This is a genomic window from Mesonia phycicola (genome assembly GCF_900141885.1).
GTDB lineage: Bacteria > Bacteroidota > Bacteroidia > Flavobacteriales > Flavobacteriaceae > Mesonia > Mesonia phycicola.
The window spans coordinates 390,928-417,530 of record NZ_FQYY01000002.1 but is presented as its reverse complement, the minus strand read 5'-3'; the positions used below and the strand labels follow the sequence as shown (position 1 = coordinate 417,530).

The 26,603-nt window shown below is 29.6% G+C and carries 30 protein-coding genes and 1 rRNA gene; 10 read left to right on the top strand and 21 right to left on the bottom strand.

Features of this window, described 5'->3' with window-relative positions; translation table 11 throughout:
• Positions 1-188: 188 nt before the first annotated feature.
• Positions 189-297 (top strand): 5S ribosomal RNA (gene rrf / locus BUC03_RS04640).
• A gap of 286 nt (positions 298-583) precedes the next feature.
• On the top strand, positions 584-3,031 hold the full coding sequence (lon, locus tag BUC03_RS04630; protein ID WP_073148740.1) for an endopeptidase La: 2,448 nt from the start codon (positions 584-586) through the stop codon (positions 3,029-3,031).
• A 75-nt stretch (positions 3,032-3,106) separates the two neighbouring features.
• Here the strand turns inward: lon and BUC03_RS04625 are convergent, their stop codons facing one another.
• From BUC03_RS04625 to BUC03_RS04610, 5 genes are all read right to left on the bottom strand, one after another.
• Positions 3,107-3,838, bottom strand: a complete 732-nt coding sequence (locus BUC03_RS04625) for a head GIN domain-containing protein (RefSeq protein ID WP_073148738.1) — start codon at positions 3,836-3,838, stop codon at positions 3,107-3,109.
• 5 nt (positions 3,839-3,843) lie between these two features.
• Complete coding sequence (locus BUC03_RS04620) at positions 3,844-5,619, bottom strand: PspC domain-containing protein (protein ID WP_073148736.1); 1,776 nt, start codon at positions 5,617-5,619, stop codon at positions 3,844-3,846.
• Positions 5,612-5,956 carry a PadR family transcriptional regulator gene (locus BUC03_RS04615; protein WP_073148733.1) on the bottom strand — a complete coding sequence of 115 codons (345 nt, stop codon included), beginning with the start codon at positions 5,954-5,956 and terminating at the stop codon, positions 5,612-5,614. Before BUC03_RS04615 ends, BUC03_RS04620 begins: the two co-directional genes overlap by 8 nt.
• A 76-nt stretch (positions 5,957-6,032) precedes the next feature.
• Positions 6,033-6,215 (bottom strand): hypothetical protein, encoded by a 183-nt coding sequence (locus BUC03_RS15095; RefSeq protein WP_143159135.1) that lies wholly within the window; start codon positions 6,213-6,215, stop codon positions 6,033-6,035.
• 10 nt (positions 6,216-6,225) lie between these two features.
• Positions 6,226-6,738: a DUF4870 domain-containing protein gene (locus tag BUC03_RS04610; protein ID WP_073148731.1), complete on the bottom strand. Its 513-nt coding sequence runs from the start codon at positions 6,736-6,738 to the stop codon at positions 6,226-6,228.
• A 199-nt stretch (positions 6,739-6,937) separates the two neighbouring features.
• Between BUC03_RS04610 and BUC03_RS04605 the strand changes: the two genes are divergently transcribed.
• A complete protein-coding gene (locus BUC03_RS04605; RefSeq protein WP_073148729.1) occupies positions 6,938-7,390 on the top strand; it encodes a DUF4442 domain-containing protein in 453 nt (150 codons plus the stop codon).
• 172 nt (positions 7,391-7,562) lie between these two features.
• Complete coding sequence (locus BUC03_RS04600) at positions 7,563-7,757, top strand: hypothetical protein (protein WP_073148727.1); 195 nt, start codon at positions 7,563-7,565, stop codon at positions 7,755-7,757.
• A 42-nt stretch (positions 7,758-7,799) separates the two neighbouring features.
• Here BUC03_RS04600 and BUC03_RS04595 read toward each other — a convergent pair whose 3' ends face one another.
• The 8 genes from BUC03_RS04595 to BUC03_RS04560 form a co-directional block, all read right to left on the bottom strand.
• Positions 7,800-8,738 carry a hydrogen peroxide-inducible genes activator gene (locus BUC03_RS04595; protein ID WP_073148725.1) on the bottom strand — a complete coding sequence of 313 codons (939 nt, stop codon included), beginning with the start codon at positions 8,736-8,738 and terminating at the stop codon, positions 7,800-7,802.
• Between the two features lie 104 nt (positions 8,739-8,842).
• Positions 8,843-9,253, bottom strand: coding sequence for a DUF2141 domain-containing protein (locus BUC03_RS04590; protein ID WP_073148723.1), 411 nt, complete (start codon positions 9,251-9,253; stop codon positions 8,843-8,845).
• A 109-nt stretch (positions 9,254-9,362) separates the two neighbouring features.
• Complete coding sequence (locus BUC03_RS04585) at positions 9,363-10,694, bottom strand: DUF58 domain-containing protein (RefSeq protein ID WP_073148721.1); 1,332 nt, start codon at positions 10,692-10,694, stop codon at positions 9,363-9,365.
• A gap of 2 nt (positions 10,695-10,696) precedes the next feature.
• Positions 10,697-11,752: an AAA family ATPase gene (locus BUC03_RS04580; protein ID WP_084112790.1), complete on the bottom strand. Its 1,056-nt coding sequence runs from the start codon at positions 11,750-11,752 to the stop codon at positions 10,697-10,699.
• Positions 11,752-12,945, bottom strand: a complete 1,194-nt coding sequence (locus tag BUC03_RS04575) for a DUF4350 domain-containing protein (RefSeq protein WP_073148719.1) — start codon at positions 12,943-12,945, stop codon at positions 11,752-11,754. The genes BUC03_RS04580 and BUC03_RS04575 overlap by 1 nt, the downstream gene beginning before the upstream one ends.
• Positions 12,945-13,691 (bottom strand): DUF4129 domain-containing protein, encoded by a 747-nt coding sequence (locus BUC03_RS04570; RefSeq protein WP_073148717.1) that lies wholly within the window; start codon positions 13,689-13,691, stop codon positions 12,945-12,947. Before BUC03_RS04570 ends, BUC03_RS04575 begins: the two co-directional genes overlap by 1 nt.
• Entirely contained in the window at positions 13,692-14,564 is an 873-nt protein-coding gene (locus BUC03_RS04565; RefSeq protein WP_073148715.1) for a hypothetical protein, read from the bottom strand.
• Positions 14,542-15,522, bottom strand: a complete 981-nt coding sequence (locus BUC03_RS04560) for a stage II sporulation protein M (RefSeq protein ID WP_073148763.1) — start codon at positions 15,520-15,522, stop codon at positions 14,542-14,544. The genes BUC03_RS04565 and BUC03_RS04560 overlap by 23 nt, the downstream gene beginning before the upstream one ends.
• A gap of 36 nt (positions 15,523-15,558) precedes the next feature.
• On the opposite strand from BUC03_RS04560, the gene BUC03_RS04555 reads away from it, so the two are divergent.
• Together BUC03_RS04555 and BUC03_RS04550 are read left to right on the top strand one after the other, a co-directional pair.
• Positions 15,559-16,272, top strand: a complete 714-nt coding sequence (locus BUC03_RS04555) for an RDD family protein (protein WP_073148713.1) — start codon at positions 15,559-15,561, stop codon at positions 16,270-16,272.
• Positions 16,273-16,890 (top strand): trimeric intracellular cation channel family protein, encoded by a 618-nt coding sequence (locus BUC03_RS04550; protein WP_073148712.1) that lies wholly within the window; start codon positions 16,273-16,275, stop codon positions 16,888-16,890.
• Between the two features lie 2 nt (positions 16,891-16,892).
• Here the strand turns inward: BUC03_RS04550 and BUC03_RS04545 are convergent, their stop codons facing one another.
• Positions 16,893-17,651, bottom strand: a complete 759-nt coding sequence (locus tag BUC03_RS04545) for a peptidylprolyl isomerase (RefSeq protein WP_073148710.1) — start codon at positions 17,649-17,651, stop codon at positions 16,893-16,895.
• Here BUC03_RS04545 and BUC03_RS04540 point away from each other — a divergent pair.
• Both BUC03_RS04540 and BUC03_RS04535 read left to right on the top strand, forming a co-directional pair.
• Positions 17,645-18,286, top strand: coding sequence for an NUDIX hydrolase (locus BUC03_RS04540; protein ID WP_073148708.1), 642 nt, complete (start codon positions 17,645-17,647; stop codon positions 18,284-18,286). The genes BUC03_RS04545 and BUC03_RS04540 overlap by 7 nt on opposite strands.
• 42 nt (positions 18,287-18,328) lie before the next feature.
• Complete coding sequence (locus tag BUC03_RS04535; protein ID WP_073148706.1) at positions 18,329-19,150, top strand: lysophospholipid acyltransferase family protein; 822 nt, start codon at positions 18,329-18,331, stop codon at positions 19,148-19,150.
• A gap of 67 nt (positions 19,151-19,217) precedes the next feature.
• Here the strand turns inward: BUC03_RS04535 and BUC03_RS04530 are convergent, their stop codons facing one another.
• Both BUC03_RS04530 and BUC03_RS04525 read right to left on the bottom strand, forming a co-directional pair.
• Positions 19,218-19,835, bottom strand: a complete 618-nt coding sequence (locus tag BUC03_RS04530) for a hypothetical protein (RefSeq protein WP_073148704.1) — start codon at positions 19,833-19,835, stop codon at positions 19,218-19,220.
• Positions 19,836-19,839: 4 nt separating this feature from the next.
• Positions 19,840-20,334: an RNA polymerase sigma factor gene (locus BUC03_RS04525; RefSeq protein ID WP_073148702.1), complete on the bottom strand. Its 495-nt coding sequence runs from the start codon at positions 20,332-20,334 to the stop codon at positions 19,840-19,842.
• Between the two features lie 123 nt (positions 20,335-20,457).
• Here BUC03_RS04525 and BUC03_RS04520 point away from each other — a divergent pair, with 123 nt between their 5' ends.
• Positions 20,458-21,759, top strand: a complete 1,302-nt coding sequence (locus tag BUC03_RS04520; RefSeq protein ID WP_073148700.1) for an NAD(P)/FAD-dependent oxidoreductase — start codon at positions 20,458-20,460, stop codon at positions 21,757-21,759.
• Positions 21,760-21,834: 75 nt separating this feature from the next.
• Here BUC03_RS04520 and BUC03_RS04515 read toward each other — a convergent pair whose 3' ends face one another.
• The 3 genes from BUC03_RS04515 to BUC03_RS04505 all read right to left on the bottom strand — a co-directional run bounded on the left by BUC03_RS04515 (position 21,835) and on the right by BUC03_RS04505 (position 23,754).
• Positions 21,835-22,020: a hypothetical protein gene (locus BUC03_RS04515; protein ID WP_073148698.1), complete on the bottom strand. Its 186-nt coding sequence runs from the start codon at positions 22,018-22,020 to the stop codon at positions 21,835-21,837.
• 85 nt (positions 22,021-22,105) lie between these two features.
• Entirely contained in the window at positions 22,106-22,984 is an 879-nt protein-coding gene (locus tag BUC03_RS04510) for a hypothetical protein (RefSeq protein WP_073148695.1), read from the bottom strand.
• Between the two features lie 182 nt (positions 22,985-23,166).
• A complete protein-coding gene (locus BUC03_RS04505) occupies positions 23,167-23,754 on the bottom strand; it encodes an acyl carrier protein phosphodiesterase (RefSeq protein WP_073148693.1) in 588 nt (195 codons plus the stop codon).
• A gap of 94 nt (positions 23,755-23,848) precedes the next feature.
• Here BUC03_RS04505 and glmM point away from each other — a divergent pair, with 94 nt between their 5' ends.
• Positions 23,849-25,237 (top strand): phosphoglucosamine mutase, encoded by a 1,389-nt coding sequence (gene glmM, locus BUC03_RS04500; RefSeq protein ID WP_073148691.1) that lies wholly within the window; start codon positions 23,849-23,851, stop codon positions 25,235-25,237.
• Between the two features lie 33 nt (positions 25,238-25,270).
• Here glmM and BUC03_RS04495 read toward each other — a convergent pair whose 3' ends face one another.
• Positions 25,271-26,101 (bottom strand): lysophospholipid acyltransferase family protein, encoded by an 831-nt coding sequence (locus BUC03_RS04495; RefSeq protein WP_234971599.1) that lies wholly within the window; start codon positions 26,099-26,101, stop codon positions 25,271-25,273.
• Positions 26,102-26,205: 104 nt separating this feature from the next.
• The gene (locus BUC03_RS04490; protein WP_073148687.1) at positions 26,206-26,586 is read right to left on the bottom strand and encodes a Fur family transcriptional regulator; all 381 of its coding nucleotides are present in this window, start codon (positions 26,584-26,586) and stop codon (positions 26,206-26,208) included.
• Between the last annotated feature and the right edge of the window lie 17 nt (positions 26,587-26,603).

The window sequence follows — 26,603 nt, the reverse complement described above, 5'->3', positions numbered from 1 at the left end:
TAGGTGTAAAGGCAGTAATGTCATAGCCAAGTAGTACTAATAACCCGTATAGCTTATGCAGCCCCTAGCTTGTCTAGGGGCGCAAGATTGCCTAATTGATTTTCTTCTTATGTTAGAATTTTTGAATACTTTATTATTGTTATAGTATGTTAAGATATTAGTTCTTGTATAATAACAAGACCAAGAGCCAAGGTGGTTATAGCAACGGGGCTCACCTCTTCCCATTCCGAACAGAGAAGTTAAGCCCGTTAGCGCAGATGGTACTGCTTTTTGTGGGAGAGTATGTCGCCGCCTTCTTTTAAGACCCTTCATTTTTAATGAAGGGTCTTTTTTTTGTTTATAGTGTTACTATTGCGTTAGGGATAGCAACGGCATCCTTTTATTTTTTTGTGAAAAAGAATAAAAGATATAGTGGATTAGCCCGACCCAAAGGGAACGCCATTACTATCTTAAAAATTAATTTGTTTGGCACAGGAATTGAACTCTTTGATAGGTGCTAAATAATATAAGTATTTAGTTTTATTTAATTACTAATCATTTATAATTTGACTCTTTAATCTGTCAAATTGACCAATATATATATATGAGTAAATCTAATTTTTTTAAAATAGACAATTTGTCATTACAAGGAATTGATGAAGATGCAGAGTTAATACCATTAATGACCCCAGAGGATGAAGAGGAAATTAATAAGGAGGAGCTTCCTTCTGTATTACCAATTTTACCTTTAAAAAATACGGTGTTATTTCCAGGAGTTGTAATACCAATTACTGCAGGAAGAGATGCTTCTATTAAATTAATTAATGAAGCGAATAATGGTGATAAAACGATAGGTGTTGTTGCTCAAATTGATAGTAGTATTGAAAACCCTGAGGCTAAAGATTTGCATCAATTAGGTGTGGTAGCTAGAATTTTACGAGTTTTAAAAATGCCTGATGGTAATACTACTGTAATTATTCAGGGAAAAAAGCGTTTTGAAATTGACGAGATGGTAGCTACAGAGCCTTTTTTTAAAGCTACTGTGAAAGCTGTACCAGAAGTTAAGCCTGCTATTGAGAATGAAGAATTTACTGCAATAATTGAGTCTATTAAAGATTTGTCTTTGCAGATTATAAAAGATAGTCCTACTATTCCTACAGAGGCTAGTTTTGCTATTAAAAACATTGAAAGTCATTCTTTCTTAATAAATTTTATTTCTTCTAATATGAATTTGACAGTGGAAGAAAAGCAAAGTTTATTAGCTACTAATGATTTGAGAGATAGAGCACTTTCTACTTTAAAATTTATGAATACGGAGTTTCAAAAACTTGAACTTCGAAATAATATTCAATCTAAGGTTCAAAGTGATATGAGCCAGCAACAGCGTGAGTATTTTCTTCATCAGCAAATGAAAACTATTCAAGAAGAATTGGGTGGGGTTTCTGATGAAGGCGAGATTGAAGAAATGCGTAAGCGTTCTAAAAATAAAAAATGGAGTAAATCTGTTAAGAAGCACTTTGAAAAAGAATTGTTTAAAATGCAACGTATGAATCCTCAGGTTGCAGAGTATTCTATTCAAAGAAATTATTTAGATCTGTTTTTAGATTTACCTTGGAATGAGTTTAGTAAAGATAAGTTTGATTTAAAAAGAGCTCAGAAAATTTTAGATCGTGATCATTATGGTTTAGAAGAAGTAAAACGAAGAATTATAGAATATCTTGCAGTTTTAAAGCTTCGTAATGATATGAAATCACCTATTTTATGTCTTTATGGACCTCCAGGAGTTGGTAAAACTTCTTTAGGAAAATCTATTGCAGAATCTTTAGGTAGAGAATATGTAAGAATATCTTTGGGTGGCTTACGTGATGAAGCAGAAATTAGAGGTCATAGAAAAACCTATATTGGAGCGATGCCTGGTAGAATTCTTCAAAGTTTAAAAAAAGCTGGTACCAGTAATCCAGTTTTTGTTTTAGATGAGATAGATAAATTAAGTAACAGCCATCAAGGTGATCCTTCTTCTGCATTATTAGAAGTTTTAGACCCTGAACAAAATAGTGAGTTTCACGACAATTTTTTAGAATTAGGTTTTGATTTATCTAAGGTAATGTTTATTGCTACTTCTAATAGTTTAAATACGATTCAGCCTGCATTAAGAGATCGTATGGAAATTATTAATATGACTGGATATACGATTGAAGAAAAAGTAGAAATCGCAAAAAGACACTTACTACCTAAACAAATTACAGAACACGGGATTAAGCCTAAAGATATAAAGTTAGGTAAAGCACAATTAGAAAAAATTATTGAAGGCTATACACGTGAATCTGGTGTTAGAGCTTTGAATAAACAGTTGGCTAAAGTTGTAAGATACGTTGCTAAAAATATTGCAATGGAAGAAGAGTATGATATAAAAATTTCTAATGAAGATATTTTTAAAATACTAGGCCCTGCAAGAGAATCTAATAAATATGAAAATAACGATGTTGCGGGTGTAGTTACTGGTTTAGCTTGGACTAGTGTAGGTGGTGACATTTTATTTATAGAATCTATTTTATCTAAAGGAAAAGGTAATTTGACTATTACTGGAAATTTAGGTAAAGTAATGAAAGAGTCTGCTACCATTGCTATGGAGTATATTAAAGCAAATGCAGAGGAGTTTGGTATTAAAGCAGAACTTATAGAGAAATATAATGTTCATATTCACGTGCCAGAAGGGGCAACGCCTAAAGATGGACCAAGTGCAGGTATTACTATGTTAACTTCTTTAGTGTCATTATTTACTCAAAAAAGAGTAAAGAAAAACTTAGCAATGACTGGTGAGATTACTTTACGTGGTAAGGTTTTACCTGTAGGCGGAATTAAAGAAAAAATTCTTGCCGCAAAACGAGCAAAGATTAAAGAAATAATTCTTTGTGAAGAGAACAAAAAAGACATTGAAGAGATTAATGAAACTTATTTAAAAGGTCTTACTTTTCATTATGTAACCGATATGAGTGATGTGCTTAAACACGCAATCACTAATCAAAAAGTAAAGAATTGTAAAGAGTTATAATTTATAATTTTTTGAATACAAAAAAGCCACTAAATTTTTAGTGGCTTTTTTTATACTTACAATTTGTACTAGTTTTTAATTTTCTTGATGCTTAATTCTTCCGCCAGAGTTGCTCTCGTTGGCAGAAACTTTTTTTGGATTACCATAATAATCTATAGTAGCACCAGAAGATACACTAGCCTCTAAATAATCTTCATTGTATATATCAATACCAGCACCAGAACTAGCTTTAACTTTACATTCTTTAGTTTTTAAATTTTCCGCATAAATTCTAGAACCGCTACTAGCTTCTCCTTCAAAATAAATAGAAGTACCTTTAAGTTTAATATTTGCTCCACTAGAAACATCTACCGTTGCTTGTTTTACTTTTAAATTTAACTTAACCAGAGAACCGCTAGATGCTTCTATTTTAATTTCTTTCTGATTAAAAATATCTTCTGAAGAAATAGTAGAACCACTACTAGATTTAATTAGTTGTAAATCTTCTGTATAATAAAGTGTAATTTCTCTAGTACCAGACTGTATATTGTTTTTACTCCCTATGGTTAATCTATTGTCATCTATTTTATTATCTAATTGCTCTATTAAGTTTTCGTGAGCTCTAATAGTAATTTTATTTTCTGAACTTTTAACTAATTTTACACGCCAACCACTCTCTGTTTTTATTTCTGAAAAATGCTGGTCTAAAGTTATATCTTTAGTTATAATTTCTCCTTTTCCTTTTATACCTACAAAATCTACATTGCAAGCAAATAGTAGTGATGTAAAAACCACTAGCATAATTAGTTTAGGTAGTTTAGATTTCATATTTATTATTTGTTAGAAGTTTGGTTTATAATTTCTACTTGTGTTTTAATAATTTGATCTTCTATAGTATTTAATTTTGGTAAGTTGTTTAAAGAATCTTTTTCTTCTTCTTGATACCACTCATCTCCATTAGTTGAATAATTTTTAGATCTTTCATCATTATCAAGTTTATTGTTTTCTTTGCTAGTAGGGCAGGTTTTGCATATTATTTCTTGATTGCCAATAGTAAGTAAATGTCCCTCTTGACCTTTTAATAAAAGGTCTCCATTATCGTTGTAAGTTAAATGGTACGATCTAGTATTTTCATCTGCTAATAAAGTAGTGCCAATTGGTAGGTATAGTGTTACTGTAACTTTTTGGTCACTAAACATATTTTCTGTTGAAGTGGTAAAGTAACCATCTAAAGTTAGGGTATGGTTGTTAAAAATGGTGTTATAATTTATTTCAGATGCACGTCTTCTTGCAACCTCATAACTTTTGCCTTCTGCTTGTTTGGTAACTTTAATTTTAGCAACACTGTCTCTTGTAGACTTCACGATAAGTTTTATATCTCTAGAATATATAATTTTTTCAGAATTCTCATTTAATTTAATTTCTAAGTCATTGTTTCTGTGTAAATCACTCCCGTAAAAATTATTTGCTTGCATAGCTAAAAAAACAGTATTTTTTGCAGATATAGGTAAAGTTTTAACTTCAACTACTTCACCTTCAAAAGCACGTTCTGTAGCTTGTCTTATTCCTAAAAAAGAGATTACAAATACAGAGATTAACCATAAACCTAATAGGGCTAATTTTACAGGATTACTTATAGATTTTACATTACTTATTAAAATTTTTAACCCTAAAACAAATAAGAAAAATATAGGAATACCTGCTACAAAGAAAATTAACAATGCACCAAGCCAAAGAGGGATGCCTATATTGGCTAATTCTACATAATCCATCCACGGAGCATCAAATAAACCAAATGTCCCCACGCTTAATAAGCTAAATAAAAGACCTATTAATGCAGAACCAGCAACCAATAGTATTAAAATACCAATAAGTTTTATAAAAATTTTAATTATACTAATAATAGCATTGCTTACATGTTTAAAGAAATTGGTAGCACCGTTATTTACTTTTTGACCATATTTTTGATAATCTACATCTTTCATTTTATCTGCAACAGAGTCAAACCCTTCTTTTACTTTACGTTCAATATTACTTATATTGATGGGTTCTCCACGCATTTCTAATTTTTCTGTAGTAGTAACTGCTTCTGGCATAACAATCCAAAAGATGATGTAAATCACTATAAAGAATGCGGTAGTAACAATAGTTAATAAAACAAATAATACTCTTATCCAAACTGGGTCAATATTAAAATAGTGACCTAAACCAGAACAAACCCCCGAGATATATGAATTGTCTGTATCTCTATATAATTTTTTGTTTTTATATTCTGTTTTAGAGTTTTTTTGTTGATTAGAAGTATAAAATGATTGTGAGGTTTCTTCATCTTCAAAAATATCACTGTCTACTTGATAATCTTCTGGTTGCCCCATAATTTCTATTACGGCATCAACCTCTTTATTACTAATAACTTGTTTCTCTGTTTGTCGTTTTTCATCAAAAATTTCAGCAATACGAGCTTCAATATCTTGAATTATTTCTTCTCTTCCTTGAGAATCTGTAAATGATTGTTTGATGGCATCTAAGTAATTTTTCAACTTAAAAAAAGCATCTTCATCTATATGAAAAAATATGCCGGCTAGATTTATATTAACTGTCTTATTCATTTGATTGATTTTTTGCTTTAGTTACAATAGAAACTGCATTTTGTAAATTATTCCAGGTATCGGTTAGTTCTACTAGAAATAATTTTCCAGTATCTGTAAGTCCGTAATACTTTCTAGGTGGTCCGCTAGTAGATTCTTCCCAACGGTAACTAAGAAGACCAGCATTTTTTAATCGGGTTAATAAAGGGTAAATGGTACCTTCTACTACTAATAGTTTTGCACCTTTAAGTGTATCTAGTATTTCTGCAACGTAAGCGTCATTTTCATCTAGAATAGATAGAATACAATACTCTAAAACGCCTTTACGCATTTGCGCTTTGGTATTTTCAATTTTCATAAGGCATTTTTTTTATTTGCGTTAAACTGTTCATTTTTTAATTTTTTTTGATGAATAAATTTAGATTTGGTAATAATTAATCACAGTTTATTTGAGGTTGATTAGTCCTACAAAAGCTTAGTGTTGTTTTGGTAGATTTTATATGCTGATGAGACATTTCTACATTTTTATTTTTAGGTGTTTCTTTAGTTTTTATAATTGAATTTTGAGAGGTTTGAGAAAAAATTAAAGCCACTAAAAATGATAATACAATATTCATAAGTTTGGTTTTATATAGTTGGTTGTGTATTTTCTTCAGTTAAGTCTTTTAATTCTTCCTTATTTAATTTTATGAAATTTATAGTAAAAGGATATTTATATATTTTACCTTCTCTTGCTTGTATTGCCGCTTTAATTGCCCCATATATTTCTAAAAAAAATAAGAATATACCTAGTGTGATAATTATACATGCTAATAGAGTAGTAGGGGTATTTAAATGTGTAGAATGACTGCTAATTTTAAAACTGCTATCTGTACTGTAGAATAAATCTTCTAGATTCCCTAATTGTAACCCCATAATAACTAAACCAGTAATAGCAATACATATTAAAATACTAGCATATAGAAATAAAGAGATTTGAAAATTGATACTTCTTTTTGCATTAGCACTTACATATGGCTTTTCTTTATGTATTACCCAAATACAAGTTGGAATAATAAAATTGCCAAAAGGGATAAAATATTTACTAAAGGCAGCTAAATGAGCAATTGCTCCGATTGTTTTTTGATTGATAGATTGCATAGTACACTAATTTCTTATGCAAATATATATCTATTGAAAGGTATTATGCAATACAAAGTACTAAAATTTAACATTTTATTTTAAATTAAATATTATAGGTTATCATTATTGAAATCTATTTACCCTTTTGTTAATAAGGTTTTTAGCACGTTTTGAATAAAAATGATAACTTTAAAAAGATTTTTAAAATAAATAGACAATGAAGCTTACTCCTAAAAAAGTGAATCTTTTTACAATGATGAAATTACCTTCTGCTTGGTTATGCGGAGTGAGACTTAAAGAAATATCTGAAGAAAAAGCAGTAGTAAAAGTAAAGCATCGTTGGATTAATCAAAATCCATTTAACTCTATGTATTTTGCAGTTCAAGCTATGGCGGCAGAGTTAAGTACAGGAGCATTAGTAATGAATCAAATAAAAATTTCTGGAGAGAAAATTTCTATGTTAGTGGCAGAAAATAATGCTAGTTTTTCTAAAAAAGCCACAGGTAAGATTACATTTACTTGTACTGATGGAGATAATATTAAAAAAGCAATAGCTACAACCATAGAAACAGGAGAAGGGCAAACTTGCTGGATGAAATCTATAGGAAAAAATAAAGATGATATTACGGTTGCAGAGTTTAATTTTAAATGGACCGTAAAAAAGAGGTGATCTTATTGTTGATAGTTTAATATTGTGTTGCCTAAATGTTAGTAAATTACGAATTTGATAAATTATTAAAATATAATTGCAAATTATTTATTTTTTTTCTAAATTAGACCAACCTAAAAATAAAAGCTTATAGCCAAACTTTACTTAAACTAACTTTAAACTATTTAAACTTATGGCACGAGCAATGTTTGAATACACTAAAGAAATTTTAACCAAAGTAAGTTTTGATGTTGCATTGTTTTGTAAAGAAGTACAAAAAGCAGCAAATCACTTACTACCTTATGAACTTGAGGAGTTAAAAAACTTTATTGTCTTTTTATCTAAGCAAAATCCAAACCTTACACCAAGTCTAATCTATTTAAAATAAAAAAAGCCGCTTTTCAGCGGCTTTTTAGTATACAATAGTTACCTATTTGTGTATAGGACTTATAATTTTCACATTCTGAAAAGCAATTGCACCTCTAACTACTCCAGCAATTATATCTTGTAGAGCTTGTATAATTTGCATCTTTAATTCACTTTTATGGTAAATTAAACTAACTTCTCTAGCTGGTGAAGGCTCTTCAAACATTCTTAAATTTTTAGCTTCTCTTTCGTTAATATCTAGCGTATGTAAGTAAGGTAAAAGAGTCATCCCTAAACCTTCGTTAGATAGTTTTATTAAAGTTTCAAAGCTTCCGCTTTCTAATTGAAAAGATGAAGATTCTACGTTTTTATCTGCCTTACAAATATTAAGTATACCTTCTTTAAAGCAATGCCCATCTTCTAATAAAAGTATATCATCTACTTCTAATTCTTCTGCTTTAATTTTATCTTCTTTAGCTAATCTATGTCCTGGCGGGGTGTAAGCAACAAAAGGTTCATAATAAAGAACTCTTTCTTTAATATTTTCAAATTCTAACGGTGTTGCAGCTATAGCAGCATCTAAGTGACCTTCTTGTAACTTTTCTATAATAGCTTCTGTGTGTAGCTCTTCAATTTTGAGTTTAACTTTTGGGTATTTTTTTATAAAATTGGTTAAAAACATAGGTAGTAGGGTAGGCATAACGGTTGGTATGATCCCTAACCTAAACTCACCACCAATAAAGCCTTTTTGTTGGTCTACTATGTCTTTTATACGGTCACTTTCGTTTACAATATTTTTTGCTTGGTATACTATTTTTTTACCAACTTCTGTTAATTCAATAGGTTTTTTACTTCTATCAAAAATTTGTATTTCTAACTCATCTTCCAGCTTTTGTATTTGCATACTTAATGTAGGTTGAGTGACAAATACTTTTTGTGCAGCTTTGGTAAAATTTTGGTATTCTGCTACCGCAAGTACATAATGTAGTTGAGTGATTGTCATACTATTTGTATTTAGTATGCAAATATACTCTTACTATCAAAATAATCTATTAAAGTTTTCTAAAAAACAAACGGTTAAACTTTTATGTCTAACCGTTTGTTTTTTTAATATCTAATTGTGATTTTGTTTTCACCTTTTAGTAGTTGAAATTTTGCATCATTCCAATTTGGTGGGCCATAAAGCATCGGGTTGTTTGAAAGGCCATAGTCTTCTTTTGGCATTCCTGTAGGTTCAAAATCCATTTGTTGATTATCGTTAGCATCATGAAATGAAGATACCCCATATTCACCTACCGGAACATCATTAAAAACAATAGTAGCTTTACCATCTTTAATTTTTACTTGTTGAGAGTACTCAGGTTTAGATTTTAGAAAATTATCTTCTGTATACATTCCCACAATTAAATGTCCGTTATCGTTAGAAATGTTTTCAACTTCTATAGTAATTGTTGCTGTTTCTTGAGCAATTACTATTTTACCTAGTGCAAGCATTACACAAATTAATACTGTTTTCATCTTTAATTATTTTAGTGGTTAATTTTAATACTGTAAATAAACCACTATAAAAGGTAGCGCTATAATTTTTACTACTCAACTGTAATTTTGATAAGATGAAATGTAATTTTTATAATAGTCCTCTAGATTTTACTTCTAAATATTTATTAATTGTGTTAATAGTAAGATTTTCTGGAGCGGTTAAAACGGTTTGAATACCATTACGTTGCAACTCATTCACCATAATTTTTTTATCATTTTTAAATTCTGTTGCCACCGTTTGTTCTGTAATTTCAAAGATGTTGGTTGCTTCTTTTTCTATTAACTCTTCTAATTCTGTATTTTGAAAGAAGATTACTACTAGTAAGTGTTTTTTGTTTAGTGCTTTTAAATAAGGTAATTGTCTTTTTAAAGATGAAATGTGCTCAAAGTTAGTGTATAGCATGAGCATACTTCTTTGCGTAATTTTTCTTTTAGCGTAGCTGTACAATGTACCAAAATCACTATCTAAAAACTCGGTGTTTACTTGATAAAGAGACTCTAATATTAATTGAAGATGAGTCTTTTTGCTTGAAGCGGTTACGTAGTTTTGTATTTTATTAGAAAAAGTAAGTAAACCAACTTTATCATTTTTTTTAAGAGCAATGTTAGAGAAGGCTAAGCTACTATTTATGGCATAATCTAATAATTTAAGTCCTTCAAAAGGCATTTTCATGACACGGCTTGTATCAATAATAGAATAAATTGGTTGAGATTTTTCATCTTGGTATTGATTTACCATTAAATCTCTGTTTTTGGCTGTAGCTTTCCAATTAATGGTTCTAACATCGTCTCCTAAAACATATTCTCTTATTTGTTCAAACTCCATAGTATGACCAATTTTACGTACTTTTTTAAGTCCGTTCATAGTCACTCTTCTATCCATTGCTAAAAAGTCATACTTTTTCATTTGTATAAATGACGGATAAACTTTTACCGTTTGGTTGGTATCAAACTTATATCTTCTCTTGGTAAGTTTTAAACCAAATTTTATATAACAATTTAAACTACCAAAGTTGTAAACACCACGTTCTACTGGCTTTAATAAATAAGTGAATTTAGTTTCTTCTTTAGCAGCAATAGAAATTTTTCTTAAAAAATCTCTTTTTTGAAACTGAATAGGTATCTCATCAATAACTTCAATTTCTGCAGAAAAATTGTAGTTATTAGTTAAATAAATATTGATTTCATTTTCATCACTATTAGAAAATTTATCGGCTAAAACTCTCTTTGCTTTTAAGCCTGTGTGTTTATATAGCGCAATAATTTCTATACCAACGGTAATAATAAAAATTAGTACTAATAACCATACATATGGATAAATAGGTTTTACCCAATAAGAAAGCAAGAATAAAATTGCAATCCCAAAGAGGCTATAAAAAAAACGCTCGTTAAAGTATAAAGACTTAATAAGTTTAATCACACTTATCTAGGTATTTCAATAGATTTTACAATCATTTCTATCACATTTTCTGTAGTCATTCCTTCCATTTCTTTGTCTGGAGTTAAAATGATACGGTGGCCTAACACCGGATTTAAAGATTTTTTTACGTCTTCTGGAGTGACAAAATCTCTACCATTAATTGCAGCAAATGCTTTTGAAGCATTCATAATAGAAATAGAAGCTCTTGGAGAACCACCTAAAAATAAATGTGGGTGATTTCTGGTTTTGGTAACTAATTGAGCTATGTAATTAATTATTTTTTCTTCTATAATAATGTCACGTAATTGGCTTCTATACTTGTTAAGTAGTTCTGGAGTAATTACCGCTTCAATAATGTCTATAGGTTTTTTAGATTTACGCTCGTGGTGAGATTGTAAAATTAAAACCTCTTCCTCTAAAGAAGGGTAATCTACTTTTATTTTAAAGATAAATCTATCTAATTGAGCTTCTGGTAATGCATAAGTACCTTCTTGTTCTACTGGGTTTTGTGTAGCTAAAACCATGAAAGGAGGTTCCATTTTATATTCTTTACCATCTATAGTAACTTGACGCTCTTCCATAACCTCAAAAAGTGCCGCTTGTGTTTTTGCAGGAGCTCTATTAATCTCATCAATTAATACAATATTAGAGAAGATAGGTCCGGGTTTAAATTCAAACTCAGAAGAGTTTGCATTTAAAATAGAAGTACCCAACACATCACTAGGCATTAAATCTGGTGTGAATTGTATTCTGCTAAAATTTGTTTTAATAGATTTTGCAAATAATTTAGCGGTTACTGTTTTAGCAATACCAGGTACCCCTTCTATAAGTACGTGCCCATCTGCCAATAAACCTACTATTAATAACTCTACAAAATCTTTTTGGCCAATAATTACTTTACTTAATTGGTCTTTTAAATTTTGTACCGCTGTTCTTAATTCGTCTAAAGGTATACGATTACTAAAATTAATATCTTGATTGTTTTCTGAATTAGAAACCGCCTCTACAGGTTGGTTTTTTTGATCTTCTTGGTGATCTTTCTCTTGATTATGGTCCATTAAATATTCTTTTTAAATTGAATAATTAAGCGGTTAAGCTCTTCTAAGTCTTTTTTCTTGACTGCAGTTTTTATTTGTATTTCTTTAATTTTAGAAAATAATTTTTCTATTTCTTCTGTAGAATTTTCTGTTTGTTGTTGTAATAATTCAACTTTATTTTTTTGTTTTAAAATATCTACTTTCAGTTTTTTATTAATAAGTATTATAAAATGATCTATCATTTTATTTGCAATACCTCTATAATCTTTACTATCTAGATACATACCTGCTATAGTTCTGGTATAATCATAAGTTTGATTTTTTAGAGGTTCTATTACTTTTATGCTTTTTTGTTTTCTTTTACCTTCAAAAAGTATAAAAAGTATAGCTGCTATTAATACAAAATAATAAGCCCATTTTAAATATTTATTATTTAAGATAATGTATAGCGGAGAGGTGAATATGGATTTACCTCTTTTATAATGATTATCCCAATAAATAGGGTCATCACTATCTAAGTATGCCAAAAACTTTTCAGCATATTTATAATTATTATCTGTTAGAAGAAAAAAGTTAGTAAATGTTTGTGGCGATGTATGCAGTAAAAATTTACCTTTTTTATACTTATTTTCTACAAAATTGACTAAACTATCTTTTGGAGGGGTTGTGTCTTCTTTTATTTTCCCAATTCCTAATACTTTTTGGTGATTGTTTAAAGAGTCAAAATATATAAGAGGTTGATCACGATTAAACTCGTAAAAATTTTCGTTTTGCAGACTTGGATTAGTGAAATTATATAGAGGAATATTAACAATTTTGTTTTTACTAATTTTTTCTTTATTTGTTAATTTTAATGTATCTAATAAAGAAGCACTAATATAATTACTAGAAATTACAGCGGTATTACCTCTTGCTACCCATTTTAATAGTTTTGAAACTTCTGCTTTATCTAAAGAAACATTGTAATTTAAAAAGAAATAGGTTCCATTTTTAGTTGAGTCTTTTAAAAACTCAAAGGGAGGTATGTTAACATCTTTAACTTCAAACTTTTCTTTTAAACTTTCGTAAAATACATACGTGCCATATGGTATTTTTTCTCGTTGAGAATAACTTTTGAACCAGTTTATTGGTTCTCTTTGATTGGCTTCTAAAAAGACTAAGCCTGCTAGAAGAACCAATAAAATAGTTAATGTAATTTTATAGCTTTTCTCCATTAGTTGAGTTGATTTTGAAATGCTGTAAATTCTTTTTCAGCTATTTTATATTCACTTTCAGAAATGGGAAAATCACCATACCATACAAAATCATAAACTTTAGTAACCTTTTGAAAATGCTGATTAAGTTGTGCTGATGAAATTTCAGCTAAATAATCATGATTAGTTTTTTGAAATTGATAATCTATTATTTCTTTGTCTTTTAAGTTTTTTAAAACTAGTAAATAAGAGTACCTAACAGCTAACCTATATTGCTTGTTTTGTAAGGCAGTTTGTACCAATTGTTGTATATCTTCTGTATAAATAATTTTTTCTTCTTCAGATAAAAAAACTTTCCCAGCATCTTGTTTTTTTAGTGTTTTGCCACCAGGGTTAATTTTAATAAATAAATATACCGTAAAACATATAACTAAAAATAGTATTAAGTAGGGAAGATTTTTTATAAAGAAAGCAAGTAATGTATTGGCTTTATAGTCTCCCCAAAGCCATTTCCAGAAGCTATCCCAAATATTGTAACCCCATCTTTTAAACCTATACCACCAGCCTTCATTTTCATTAATTTCAGAATAATTAAAATCAGTATCACTTTTAAAATCTTCTATATCATTTTTATTAAAAGATACTGGCTGTAAATTTTGAGTATGGTCATACTCAAAATCTTGAGGTACAAGTGTATCTTTTTGTGCAGTAACTATAGAAACTGACAATAAAAAAATAAGGATGAGCGGATAGTGTAGTAATTTCATTTAGTGATCTTTCCCTAAATTATCTATAGCTTCGTAAGCTCCTGTATGGTTTTGTTTTTCATTTAAATTAAAATAAATAAAACAAACGGTTACCGCCAAAATACTGTAAACAATATTTGATATTGCGTTTCCTAAAATATTTAGAGATAAATAAACCCAATCAAAAGTAAAACTAGGATCAGTAAGAGAACCTTCACTAACAGAACTAAGTGTTTTAACTAAAGTATAAATTATGGTAGGTATTTGAAAAACCATATTAATAATGTATACTACAATAGTCATTACTACTAAAGTTAAAAAAGTAACCCACCAATTGTCTTTTACAAGTTTAAAACTGTGAGAAATAGTTTCAGAAAAGCTAAGCCTGTCAAAAGTTTTTATACTATAAACAAGAGATAGAGGCACAGCTAAATAAATTGCAGGAAAAAAGCAAAAAATAGCCCCTACAAAAATCATGAAACTAATAGCAAAACCTAAACCTAGAAATGAAAGCCAATCTTCACTCATACCTTGACCAACTTCGTCTATGTTAATTATTCCGTTATTTTTAATGTAAGATTTGATACTATGCTGTATAGTACCATACATAAATGCTTGGTAAAGTATAGAAGCAATAAACATAAACAGCATACTTAACACAAAGCTAAACCCAAAATTATTAGATGATGATAATTGCGTAAAAATATCTGAACCTAGACCTCCACTCACATACGTATAGTAACCCAGAGCAAAAAGTTGAAGAAGAAATGCTGGGCCAGCATATTTAACAAGAGCTTTAAACAGTACTTTGTAGTTATCTCTTACAAAATTGAATGTAACTGTTAAGATATCTCCTAAGTCTCGTTCTTTTTTAAATGGTATAAATTTTTGCATCTTTAATTTGTGATTTATGTAAATGTATAGGGTATATAACGTAATAGAATAATATTAGAGCCAAAGATAAACTTATAATTAAAATAGCTAGCCAATCTGGCATTTCGGTATGTCTAGTTACAAATCCTTCTAAAAATCCTGCTATAATAAAAAATGGGACGGTACTAATCACTATTTTTAAGCCAGATTTTACTCCGTTTATAAAAGAAGCTAATCTAGTATAAGTACCAGGAAATAAAATACCTTTAGCAAGAACCAATCCTGCACAAGCAGCAATTATAATTACAGATATTTCTATAGTACCATGTATCCATACAGTTCTTACAGACTCCCAAAGTAAACCTTTTTCATAAAAAAAGTACTGAAAGCTACCTATCATAATAGCATTATTCATGGTGATGTAAATAGTACCTATGCCAAAAAATATGCCCAATACGTAAGCAAATAAGCCTACTTTAATGTTATTAATAGTAATGCCCAAAAACATATTCATCTCTTCCATGTCTTTGTAAACTCCCATTGGGTCGTTATTTTCTATGTTTTCAAGTGTCATATTAACATAAGCATCACCTAGTATTGATCTCACAAAACTTTGATCTGTTGCAGCAGAATACCAACCCATTATAGCAAATAACATAAAAGATAAAAATGCAATGAATAGTTGTTTTTGATAGTTGTAAAATTCTAAAGGAAACTCTTTGGTGAAAAAAGTAATTAATCTATTTCTAGATTCTTTTTTACTCTTATATATTTTTTGATGTGCTTGAGATGATATACTATTTAAATATGCAAGAGTGTTGCTATTAGGGTAAAATGTTTGCGCATAACTTAAATGATCTGTCACTTCTAAGTAGAGTGCAGAGAGCTCTTCTGGAGTAATTTGAATATTATTTTGAATAACCCTTTCAAATTTATTCCATTTATCCTTATTTTGCTTTACAAATGCAGCTTCACGCATAATTTCTGAAGATTGAATTTCAAAGAAACGTATTAAATGGATAATTTTCAAATAGAAACAGCTCAAAATGTTTCCATCAATCAAAATATAGCCAATTTAGGGGATAGAATCTTGGCATATTTAGTAGATATTTTAGTAATCATTGCTTATATAATTTCAGTCACTATAGTTTTAGGCTTTATTTCTTTAGGATTGAGAGAGCAATGGGTTTTTATGTTGGTGATTGGTTTACCACCTTTTTTATATTCATTAATATGTGAAACATTTTGGAATGGCCAATCTATAGGTAAAGCATTATTAAAAATAAGAGTGGTTAAATTAGATGGCTCTAAAGCTTCTTTTTCTAACTATGCAATTCGTTGGTTATTAGGTATGATAGAATTATCTATGACTAGTGGTGCTATTGCAATGGTTACTTATTTATTAAACGGAAAAGGGCAACGCTTGGGGGATATAGCAGCAAAAACTACTGTAATATCAGAAAAGCAAAGAATATTTTTACACCATACGGTAAATACAGATGTACCAGAAGATCATCAGCCAGAGTATCCGCAGGTAACCATTTTTACAGATAATGAGATGCAAACCATTAAAAATCTATTTCAAAAAGCTAAAAAAGAAAATAATCATGCTATTATAGTTTCTTTAGCCAAAAAAACAAGCTCTATGATGGATATTACCCTTAAAGAAAAACCTTTACTTTTTTTAGAGAAAGTAATAGTAGACTATAACTATTACACACAGCAATAAATGGATTTTTTCTTAATTATAAATATACTTGGAGTTGTAGCATTTTCTATTTCTGGAGTTTTGTCTTCTATGAAAAAGAAGATGGATCCCCTTGGTATTTTAATTATTGCTTTTGTAGCCTCTGTAGGTGGTGGTACTTTAAGAGATTTATTAATAGATGCTCCGGTAGAGTGGATGCGAGATCTTATTTATGTTCACGTAGTTATTGTTACCACTATATTTGCTATAATTTTTAGAAAAAAATTAGTTCATCTTAGAAAATCTATATTTTTATTTGATACTATAGGGATAGGGCTTTACACCGTAATTGGGGTAGAAAAAGGCTTATCTGCAGAGTTTTCACCTATTATTTGCATAGCTATTGGTACTATAACAGCTTGCTTTGGTGGTGTTTTAAGAGATATTTTATGTAATGAAATACCATTGCTTTTTAAAACAAAAGAAATTTATGCTATCGCTTGTATTTTAGGAGGCGGTACTTATTTTTTATTACAATATTTTCAATTAAGTCAAGAGTTAATTTTTATAGTTTCAGGCTCTGTGGTTATTATAACTAGGTCTTTAGCAGTTTATTTTGATATACGTTTGCCTTCTGTTTATATAAATAGTGACGAGTAGAGTTATTGTACAGTAACGCTATCAATAATTACATTTTTAAGAGGCCATTCACTTTCGTCTGTTTTTATTTTTGCTATTTTATCTACCACACTCATTCCTTGTGTAACTATACCAAAAACAGTATGGTCATTATCTAAGTGGTGAGCGCCTCTTTCACCCTGCACGATAAAAAACTCAAAGGGAGAAGATGCTTTACTTATATTTTGCTCGCTATATTTTGCAGCAGAAAAAGCACCTCTGTTGTGCTGATGTTTAGGTGAAAATTCACTCGGAATTAAATAATCACCTATAGCTGCTCTTACTTTTTGAGTAGATACATTGTCACTATTACCACCTTGTATTACAAAATTATCTAAAACTCTGTGAAAAAATGTAGTTCCAAAATAACCTGTTTTAGCTAGTCTTACAAAATTAGCTCTATGTAAAGGTGTATCGTTAAAAAGAGTTACATATATATTACCAAAACTTGTATAAATAACTACTTTGTTTTCAGGGTTGTTTATACCATATTTAGTAAGAAACGGAATTAATTCTTCTTGACTTACCGTTTCAATAGCTTTTAAATCTATACTTGTTTTTAATGCATCATCATAAATTTTTACAGAGTTTAAAATACTATCTTCTTTTGCTTTTTGAGCAGCTCTTTCAAGTTCTTTTTTAGATTTATTAGAGTTTTTCTGGGTTTTAGTATCTTCACAACTAATAAAAAGAGTGGCAGACAAAATAATAGTCAAACAGAATAATTTTTGTAAATATGACATTTTCAGAATTTAAAAATTCAATTTCAAAAATAGAAAATTTTAAGGTGATAGGAGAAAAAGCACATTTAGAAATGTCTCCAGATTTTAGAAAAGAAGAATTAGCAAAATTATCTAAATCTCCCAAAAACCCTAAAAGAGCCGGAGTAATGGCATTATTTTACCCTAATAAAAACCACGAAACTTGCTTAGTGCTTATTTTAAGAAAAACGTATAAAGGGGTACATTCTGCACAAATTGGTTTTCCCGGCGGAAGAGCAGAGCCAGAAGATAAAAATATGGAAGAAACAGCTTTACGAGAAACTTTTGAAGAAGTAGGAGTAAAGCCCACAGAAATACAAGTAGTAAAAAAATTGACTAAAATTTATATCCCACCTTCTAATTTTTGGGTACATCCATTTTTAGGTATAGCAAACCAAACTCCCAAATTTGTAAAACAAGAAAGTGAAGTAGAAGAAATTTTAGAAGTTACTCTTCAAGATTTTTTAAATGATAAAAATTTAATAGAACAAACACTCTCTACTTCGTATGCTAAAAATGTAAGCGTACCAGCCTTTTATTTGAATAATCAAGTTGTTTGGGGTGCTACTGGTATGATGCTCAATGAAGTAAAGTCTCTTTTAAAAGAAATGTTTTAAATCAGCGAATTTCGTATATTTGAAGGTTCTAAATAAAATTAAATGGGGCTATTAAAAAAGAATCCTTTTGGGCATATATTATTTGTTAAAAAATGGTTGATTAGAATTCTAGGTGCAATGACCCATAGAAGGTATCACGGTTTTAACAATTTAAGCATTGAGGGGTCAGAAATTATAAAAAACTTACCAGATAATAATGTATTATTTGTTTCTAACCACCAAACCTATTTTGCAGATGTAGTGGCAATGTTTCACGTATTTAATGCAAGTTTAAGTGGTAGAACAGATTCTATTAAAAACGTAGGTTACCTATGGGATCCAAAATTAAATATGTACTATATAGCTGCTAAAGAAACTATGCGTGCAGGTATTCTGGCAAGAATATTGGCATATGTAGGTTCTATATCTGTAGAAAGAACTTGGCGTTCTAAAGGGCAAGATGTTAATAGGCAGGTAAAAATGAGTGACATTACTAATATAGGTAAAGCATTAGATGATGGTTGGGTAATTACATTTCCGCAAGGTACTACTAAACCTTGGAAACCTATTAGAAAAGGAACCTCTCATATTATAAGAAAATATAAACCTGTAGTAGTGCCAATTGTTATTGATGGGTTTAGAAGATCTTTTGATAAAAAAGGAATAAGAATAAAGAAAAGAGGTATTTTACAGTCTATGGTTATAAAAGAACCTTTAGAGTTTGATTATGAGAATGAGTCTGTAGAAAGTATCATAGAAAAAATAGAGTACGCTATAGAGCAACACCCATCTTTCTTAAAAGTTATTTCTGAAAAAGAATTAAAGATACAAGAAGAGCTTAATGAGATGAGAAGGTGGAGTTATAAAGAAGACTCTAAATCATAAAAAAAAGTTCAGGTTTTATAGCAATATAAAACCTGAACTTTTTTATAAAAGATAGTAAACAGAAAAACTAGATTTCTAAGCGTTTAATTTCTTTATAATTTCTCTTTAACTTTCTAAGTAGTAAGCCATAAATTAAGGCATATACTCCCCATAATACTAAAGAGAATATAATGGTAGTAATTAAACCTATAGCAATAGCTTTTACCCAATCTAAATCGCTTCTTATAGCAGAAAATTGTTCATTATACATTAATGAGAAAATAAAATAAACAAAGCATAAAATACCAGAAGATACTACTATATAAATAATATAATACTTCACCGTTCTTCTTGTTTTCAAAATATTTTTCATTAGAGCAGAAGCGCTATCTGTGGTGTTAATGGCTCTGTATCTTTTATAGAAGAGAATCACAAAAAATATGGTAATAATATAACCCAATGCATAGATGATAACTGTGGCAGTGGTTAGGTGTATATGGTCTATTTCTTTCCAAAAATCATTATCAGCTAATAAAAGATTTAAAATTATACCTAAAGCAAGTTCTGCAATACTTATAAAAAAGATCCATTTTACAATAGAAGAAGATCTTTTTAATAACAATGGGTATATTTCTTGAGCTTTTATATTTGGTAGATTAGCATCTTGCTTCTTCCAATCTTTTTTTAATAAATCTAATTCATCCATGTGCTTACGGATTTAATATGCTTCTCAGCTTTTTTTTAATTCTGTTCATCTTCACTCTAGCATTTACTTCAGATATCCCTAAGGTATCAGAAATTTCACTATAATTTTTATCTTCCAAGTATAGAAATACAAGGGCTTTATCGATATCATTCAACTCTTTTACAGCAGCATACATAACAGAAAGTTGTTTTTCTGTAGTATCATCATATTCTTCTGCTTTAATTTTAAATGCTACATTCTCAAACTCTTGAGTAGTTACTTTTCTTTTAGATTTTCTATATAAAGTAATAGCAGTGTTTAAAGAGACTCTGTACATCCAAGTGCTAAATTTAGAATCACCTCTAAATTTTGGGTATGCTTTCCATAACTGGATAGTTATTTCTTGAAATAAATCATTATGCGCATCTTGGTTGTTAGTATACAACCTGCATATTTTATGAACTATATTCTGGTGCTGTTCTAAAAGCTTTACAAAATTATGTTCTAAATTTTTATTCAAGAGGAATGGTTTTTTCTATTAGTATTTAGAATCGTTATAATGTTACATTTTTTTTAGAAATTATTATAACAATAACATATTATTTAATTCACAGGTTATAATTTTGTGAAAACTAATATCCTTATGAATATACCTACTTCCAACTTGCCTACCATTGCAATTATAGGTGGAGGTTTTGCCGGCATGAATGTGGCAAAAAAATTGATTAAACTTCAAAAATTTCAGGTGGTATTAATCGATAAAAAAAACTACCACACCTTTCAACCCTTATTATACCAAGTTTCTACCTCTAGTTTAGAGCCAGATTCTATTGCTTACCCTTTGAGGAAGGTGATTACAAAGAAAAAAAATGCATTTTTTAGACTAGCAGAAGTTACCTCTATAGATGCAGAGCATACCACTATATTTTCTGATATTGGGGAGTTAAAATATGATTACCTAGTAATCTCTACAGGGTCTAAAACTAATTTCTTTGGAAATGATAGGGTAGAAGATAATGCAATCTGGATGAAAACCATTCCGCAGGCATTAAATATAAGGAGCCTTATTCTAGAAAATTTAGAACAAGCTGCCATTACACAAGATCTAGAAGTAAGAAAAAGATTATTAAACTTTGTAATTGCGGGTGCAGGGCCTACAGGAGTAGAGCTGAGTGGTGCAATTGCAGAAGTAAGAAATAATGTAATACCAAGAGATTACCCAGATTTAAATGTATCTGAAATAAAAATTCATTTGTTAGAAGGGCTAGATAGAGTTTTACCACCTATGTCTGAAAAAGCTTCTAGAAAAGCAGAGAAATTTTTAAAAGATTTAGGTGTAGAAATACACTTAAATACAATGGTACAAGATTATGATGGTAAGGTGGTAAAAACAAACACCGATAAAGATTTTAATACAGAAACTTTTATATGGAGTGCAGGGGTTACTGGTTCTCCCGTTAAAGGATTAAATGCATCTGCAATTGCAGAAAGAGCAAATAGATATAATGTAAATGTGTTTAACCAAGTAGATGGTTATGAAAATGTATTTGCTATTGGAGATATTGCGCTAATGAAGAGCAAAGATTACCCTAGAGGTCACCCTATGGTTGCTCAACCAGCAATACAACAAGGAAAACATTTAGCTAAAAACCTAGAAAGATTATTAAATAACCAGCCTTTAAAACCTTTTAATTATAATGATAAAGGAACTATGGCTACCATTGGAAGAAACAAAGCGGTGGTAGATTTAAACAAATCTACTTTTGGTGGCTTTTTTGCTTGGTTTATCTGGATGTTTGTACACTTGTGGTTTTTAGTAGGTTTTAGAAATAGAATAATCACCTTTTTTAATTGGACGTATAGTTATATTAATTACGATAGAGCAGCAAGGCTAATTATAAGACCTTTTAAAATGCACAAGGTAGAAATGGAACACAAAGAGTAAATAGCTTTTTAGTTAATATGTAAAATACATTTGATTCAATATTTATATAGGTATTGAATCAAGTGTAATTTATACTTATTTTTTAGTAGCGTTTACTTTTTCTGGATTAAAGAAAGAAAATCCTAAGGTAGATACTCCCATAACTATTAAAATATAGGCTTTGATGTTTTTGTAAACACTTAAGTTATCAAAGTCTAAATAAAAAACTCCTATTATTAAAAACACTATGGCTATAATGGGCAACAATTTAATTTTTTTCATAGTGGTAAGTTTTAATGGTTGTTCAAATTATGGGCATCATAAAGATATTTAAAAAAATTAATAATTGTTAGAGTTGTAGAGTATTTTACATTTCAATTTTATTCACACTGTTGTCAAAATCAAATTTATAAAGAGCAGACGCTCCCGTAATACTTTTTTCTGCAGATAAATAACAAGCATTATTTTCTGTCATTGTTATCCCTTCAATTTGTATAGAAGCTCCTAGTTGAGGTTCTAAATCATGTTTAAGAAATTTTCCGTTAGAGAATTTTCCGTTGCTAAAATTTTTCAGTTCTATTAAAAACGGAGTAGGTATGCCACTACCAACCAATAAAACTCTATCATTTTTTTCATCATATTCTGCACCAGTAATTAAACCATTTGTTTCAATAGTATCTATTTTTTCGGCAGTATAATTTCCTGGTTCTTTAGATAGTTTGTAAATGTCTGTATTTTTATCGTCCCAATTTTTAGTGAAGATGTATAAATTGTCTTTATAACTAATTAATGCTTCTGCATCAAAATTACTACTATATCTAGCGGTATTGTAATTTGTTTGTGTAGCGTAATTAAATTCAATTTTTTCAGCAACTACAGTATCATTTTCAGTATTATGGTATTCTTTTTTAGAAATCTTGTAAACCATTAAATTTTCTCTGTTACCTAGATTATTACCAAAATCTCCAATGTATATGTAATCTTTATCTGCAGCAATATCTTCCCAATCGTTATTTTTTACATTTTTTACGTACACACTTCTTTCTACTGCACCTGTTTTTTTATTTATCTCAAATAATTCTGGCGTTTCATCAGAGTCATTGTGCGTAATTAATTTACCATCTATCATTAATAAGCCAGAAGATTCGTTTACAGAACTATCTAATGTGGTTTGCATAGGCAGTCCTTCTCCAAATCCTCTCGCAAGAAAAATAAATGACAAAATGATAAGGTGAGTAAGTTTCATAATCTTGTTTCTTAATAATTAATTGTATTATGTATTAAGAAATGATTATGCCAATAGCTCAAGGTGTTGCTTTATGCGCCGGGAAGTACTATAAAATAAGGAAAAATGGTATTTTCTAGAAACTGTGGAATTTGTTAAAAAAAGTGTGTTCTACAGTAAAATTGTAGAATATATCCACAGTTTTAACCTTCTTTAATTTCTAAAGCCACATATTCTGTCAATTCTGTGAAAAACTCTGTGAACTCTTCTTCAAATTCTGTATAGTGTTCATTTAATTCTACCACAGAGTGATCTAATCTAATTTTTCCGTTTATGCGTTTATTCATCTGTTTTAAAATTCTCTCTATTCCATCTATTTCCGCATAACTTACTAACCAATTATGGCTAACCATATATGGATAGAAATTTTGCACAGGTTTAGGTAAAATTTCAAAATTGTATTTTAGTAATAAGTAAAAATTTTCTACATAAATATTTAATTTAGTAGAGTGGTAATTTTGCCAGTTTTTAGCTAAAAAATGGTCGTATAATATATCTACAATAACAGAAGAGTAGTGGCTGTATTTATCAAACAAACGATGTTTACTTTTATATACAATGGGGTGACTATCTGTAAAAGTATCTATTTTTCTATGCAGAATAATACCATCTTTCACACGTTGAGGTAATTTCTTTTTTAAAATATTTCCTTTCACAGAGTCGGCAATAAAATTCCCGATGGTGAGTTCTTTATCGTTTCCAGATAAATAAATATGGGCAAGGTAATTCATAATTCTAAGTTACGTTTAATATTAAGTTCACACAAGCTTTTTGCATAAGGTGGGAATGCTTGTATATTTGTTTTTATAATTCAATAAAAGATAAATGACACTTATAAAATCAATATCAGGAATAAGAGGAACAATAGGTGGAAATGTAGGAGATAATTTAACTCCTATAGATGCTGTGAAATTTGCAGCAGCTTACGGTTCTTGGGTAAAAAATCAAGTAGATAAAGATAGATATAAAGTTGTGGTAGGTCGTGATGCTAGAATTTCTGGTGAAATGATGCAACAATTAGTAATGAATACCCTTATAGGTTTAGGCATAGATGTAGTAGATTTAGGTCTGTCTACCACACCAACGGTAGAAATGGCAGTACCTATGGAGCACGCAGATGGTGGTATTATTTTAACCGCTAGTCACAACCCTAAACAATGGAATGCTCTTAAACTTTTAAATGCTGAAGGAGAATTTTTAAATGGAGCAGAAGGAGCTAAAATTTTAGAATTAGCAGAAAGCGATTCACTTTTATTTGCAGAAGTAGATGATTTAGGTAAAATTTCTATCAATGATGCTTACATAGATTTGCATATAGAAGAAATTATAGACTCTAAATGGGTAGATGTAGAGGCAATTAAAAAAGCAGATTTTAGAGTGGTGGTAGATGCTGTAAACTCTACCGGAGGTATTGCTATACCAAGATTATTAGAAGCGTTAGGTGTAGAAGTTGTAAAATTATATTGTGAGCCTAATGGGCAATTTCCTCACAATCCAGAGCCTCTAAAAGAACATTTACAAGACATTTGTGAGTTAGTAGTAAAAGAAGATGCAGATTTTGGTTTGGTGGTAGATCCAGACGTAGACCGTCTAGCTTTTATAGATGAAAAAGGAGAGATGTTTGGGGAAGAGTACACTTTAGTTGCTGTAGCAGATTATATTTTAGGAAAAGAAAAAGGAAACACAGTAAGTAACCTTTCTTCTTCTAGAGCTTTGCGAGATATAACAGAAAAACACGGTGGTAAATATTTTGCAAGTGCTGTTGGAGAGGTTAACGTGGTTACACTAATGAAAGAGAGTAATGCTATTATTGGAGGAGAAGGTAATGGCGGAATTATTTTTCCTGAATTTCACTACGGAAGAGATAGTTTAGTAGGTGCAGCTTTGTTTTTAACCCATTTGGCAGAAAAGAAAATTAGTGTTTCTGAATTACGTGAAGAGTATCCTGCTTATTTTATGAGTAAAAATAAAATACAGCTAACTCCAGAATTAGATGTAGATGCTATTTTAGTAGAGATGGAAAAGAAGTATGCGCAAGAAGAAGTGTCTACTATAGATGGAGTAAAAATTGACTTTGCAGAAAACTGGGTACACTTAAGAAAATCTAATACAGAACCAATTATTAGAATTTATACCGAAGCAAAATCTCAAGCTGAAGCAGATAATTTAGCTAATCAAGTAATAGAAGAAATTAAAGAAATAGCAGGATTGTAATATTTCAATTCATTATAAAAAAATAGCCTTTATTTAAAGGCTATTTTCTTTTGTATATTTCCATCGTTTATGCGTCCATAAATAATAAGCTGGATCTTGATAAATTTGTTCTTCTAAAAGACTAAAAAACTTATCTGTTATCTCAAAATCTGAAAAATCTTTAGGGGATGCTGTAAGAGGTATTAATTTAGCAGAGTAATAACCTCTTTTTACTTTGGTTACTTGTAAATATAAAATACCAAAGTCTAATTTTTTAGCCATAGCTTCAGACCCTGTAAAAGCAGGAGTTTCTCTACCCATAAAGTTTACCCAGTGTGCACTATTACTTTTTTTAGGAGATTGATCTGCAATCATGTAATAACTAGAGCCAATACCACTTTTTTTGTTTCTAATCATTCTAGGAATAACTTCTTTACTGCTTATAAGTGTGGTCCCTAAATTTGCTCTTATATCTTTAATAAGCTTATCAAAATATTCATTTTTAATCTTTTTATAAATGGCGTAACCTTTATTTTTAGTATCATAAAAATTAATAGCCGTTGCCCATTCATAACTGGCATAATGCCCACACATCAATATAGTGCCACTACATTGCTTTTCAAAATTTATAAGTTCTTCAATATTTTCATACACAAATCTCTTTTTTAATTGTTGGTGAGAGATAGTGAGAGTTTTTATCATTTCTAAAAACATATCACACATATGTTGATAGAACTTCTTTTCTATTTTAATTAGTTCAGCTTTAGACTTGTTTGGGAAAGCATTTTTTAAATTGTCTTTCACTATTTTTTTTCTGTAGCCAATAACATAATAAACAATTATATAGCAAAAATCGGATACCAAATAAAATATAGGGAATGGCAATAGAGATATTAACCACAGAAATGGATAAATTATATAAAAAGCAAGTTTTTTCATCTTCTGTTATTGAGCTTACAAATATAGTTTTTTAGATGTTTTAGTTTATATTAACTACTACATCTTTCACATTTTCCTTGTAATAAGAATTGAGAACTGGTTACTTCTCTATTAGGTATGGTAGGCATAGTTATTTTAATGTCTAAACAATCTACTTTACCACAAGAAGTACATTGAAAGTGTGGGTGTAAATCTGAATGATGAGATGTAGAACAATTTTTGCATTTAGCATACCATCTTATCCCATTTAAACCTAAAAAAGAATGTAAAACTCCACTATATTCTAATTTGTCTAATATGCGATAGACGGTGGTTTTGTTAATTTCAGAATTTAACTTTTCTATTAAATCTACAGTAGAAATAGCACTATCTCGTTGTTCAAATTGGTTTAAAATTAATTTAACCGATTTTGTTTTTCTAATAATCTCCATATTTCAAATTTATTACA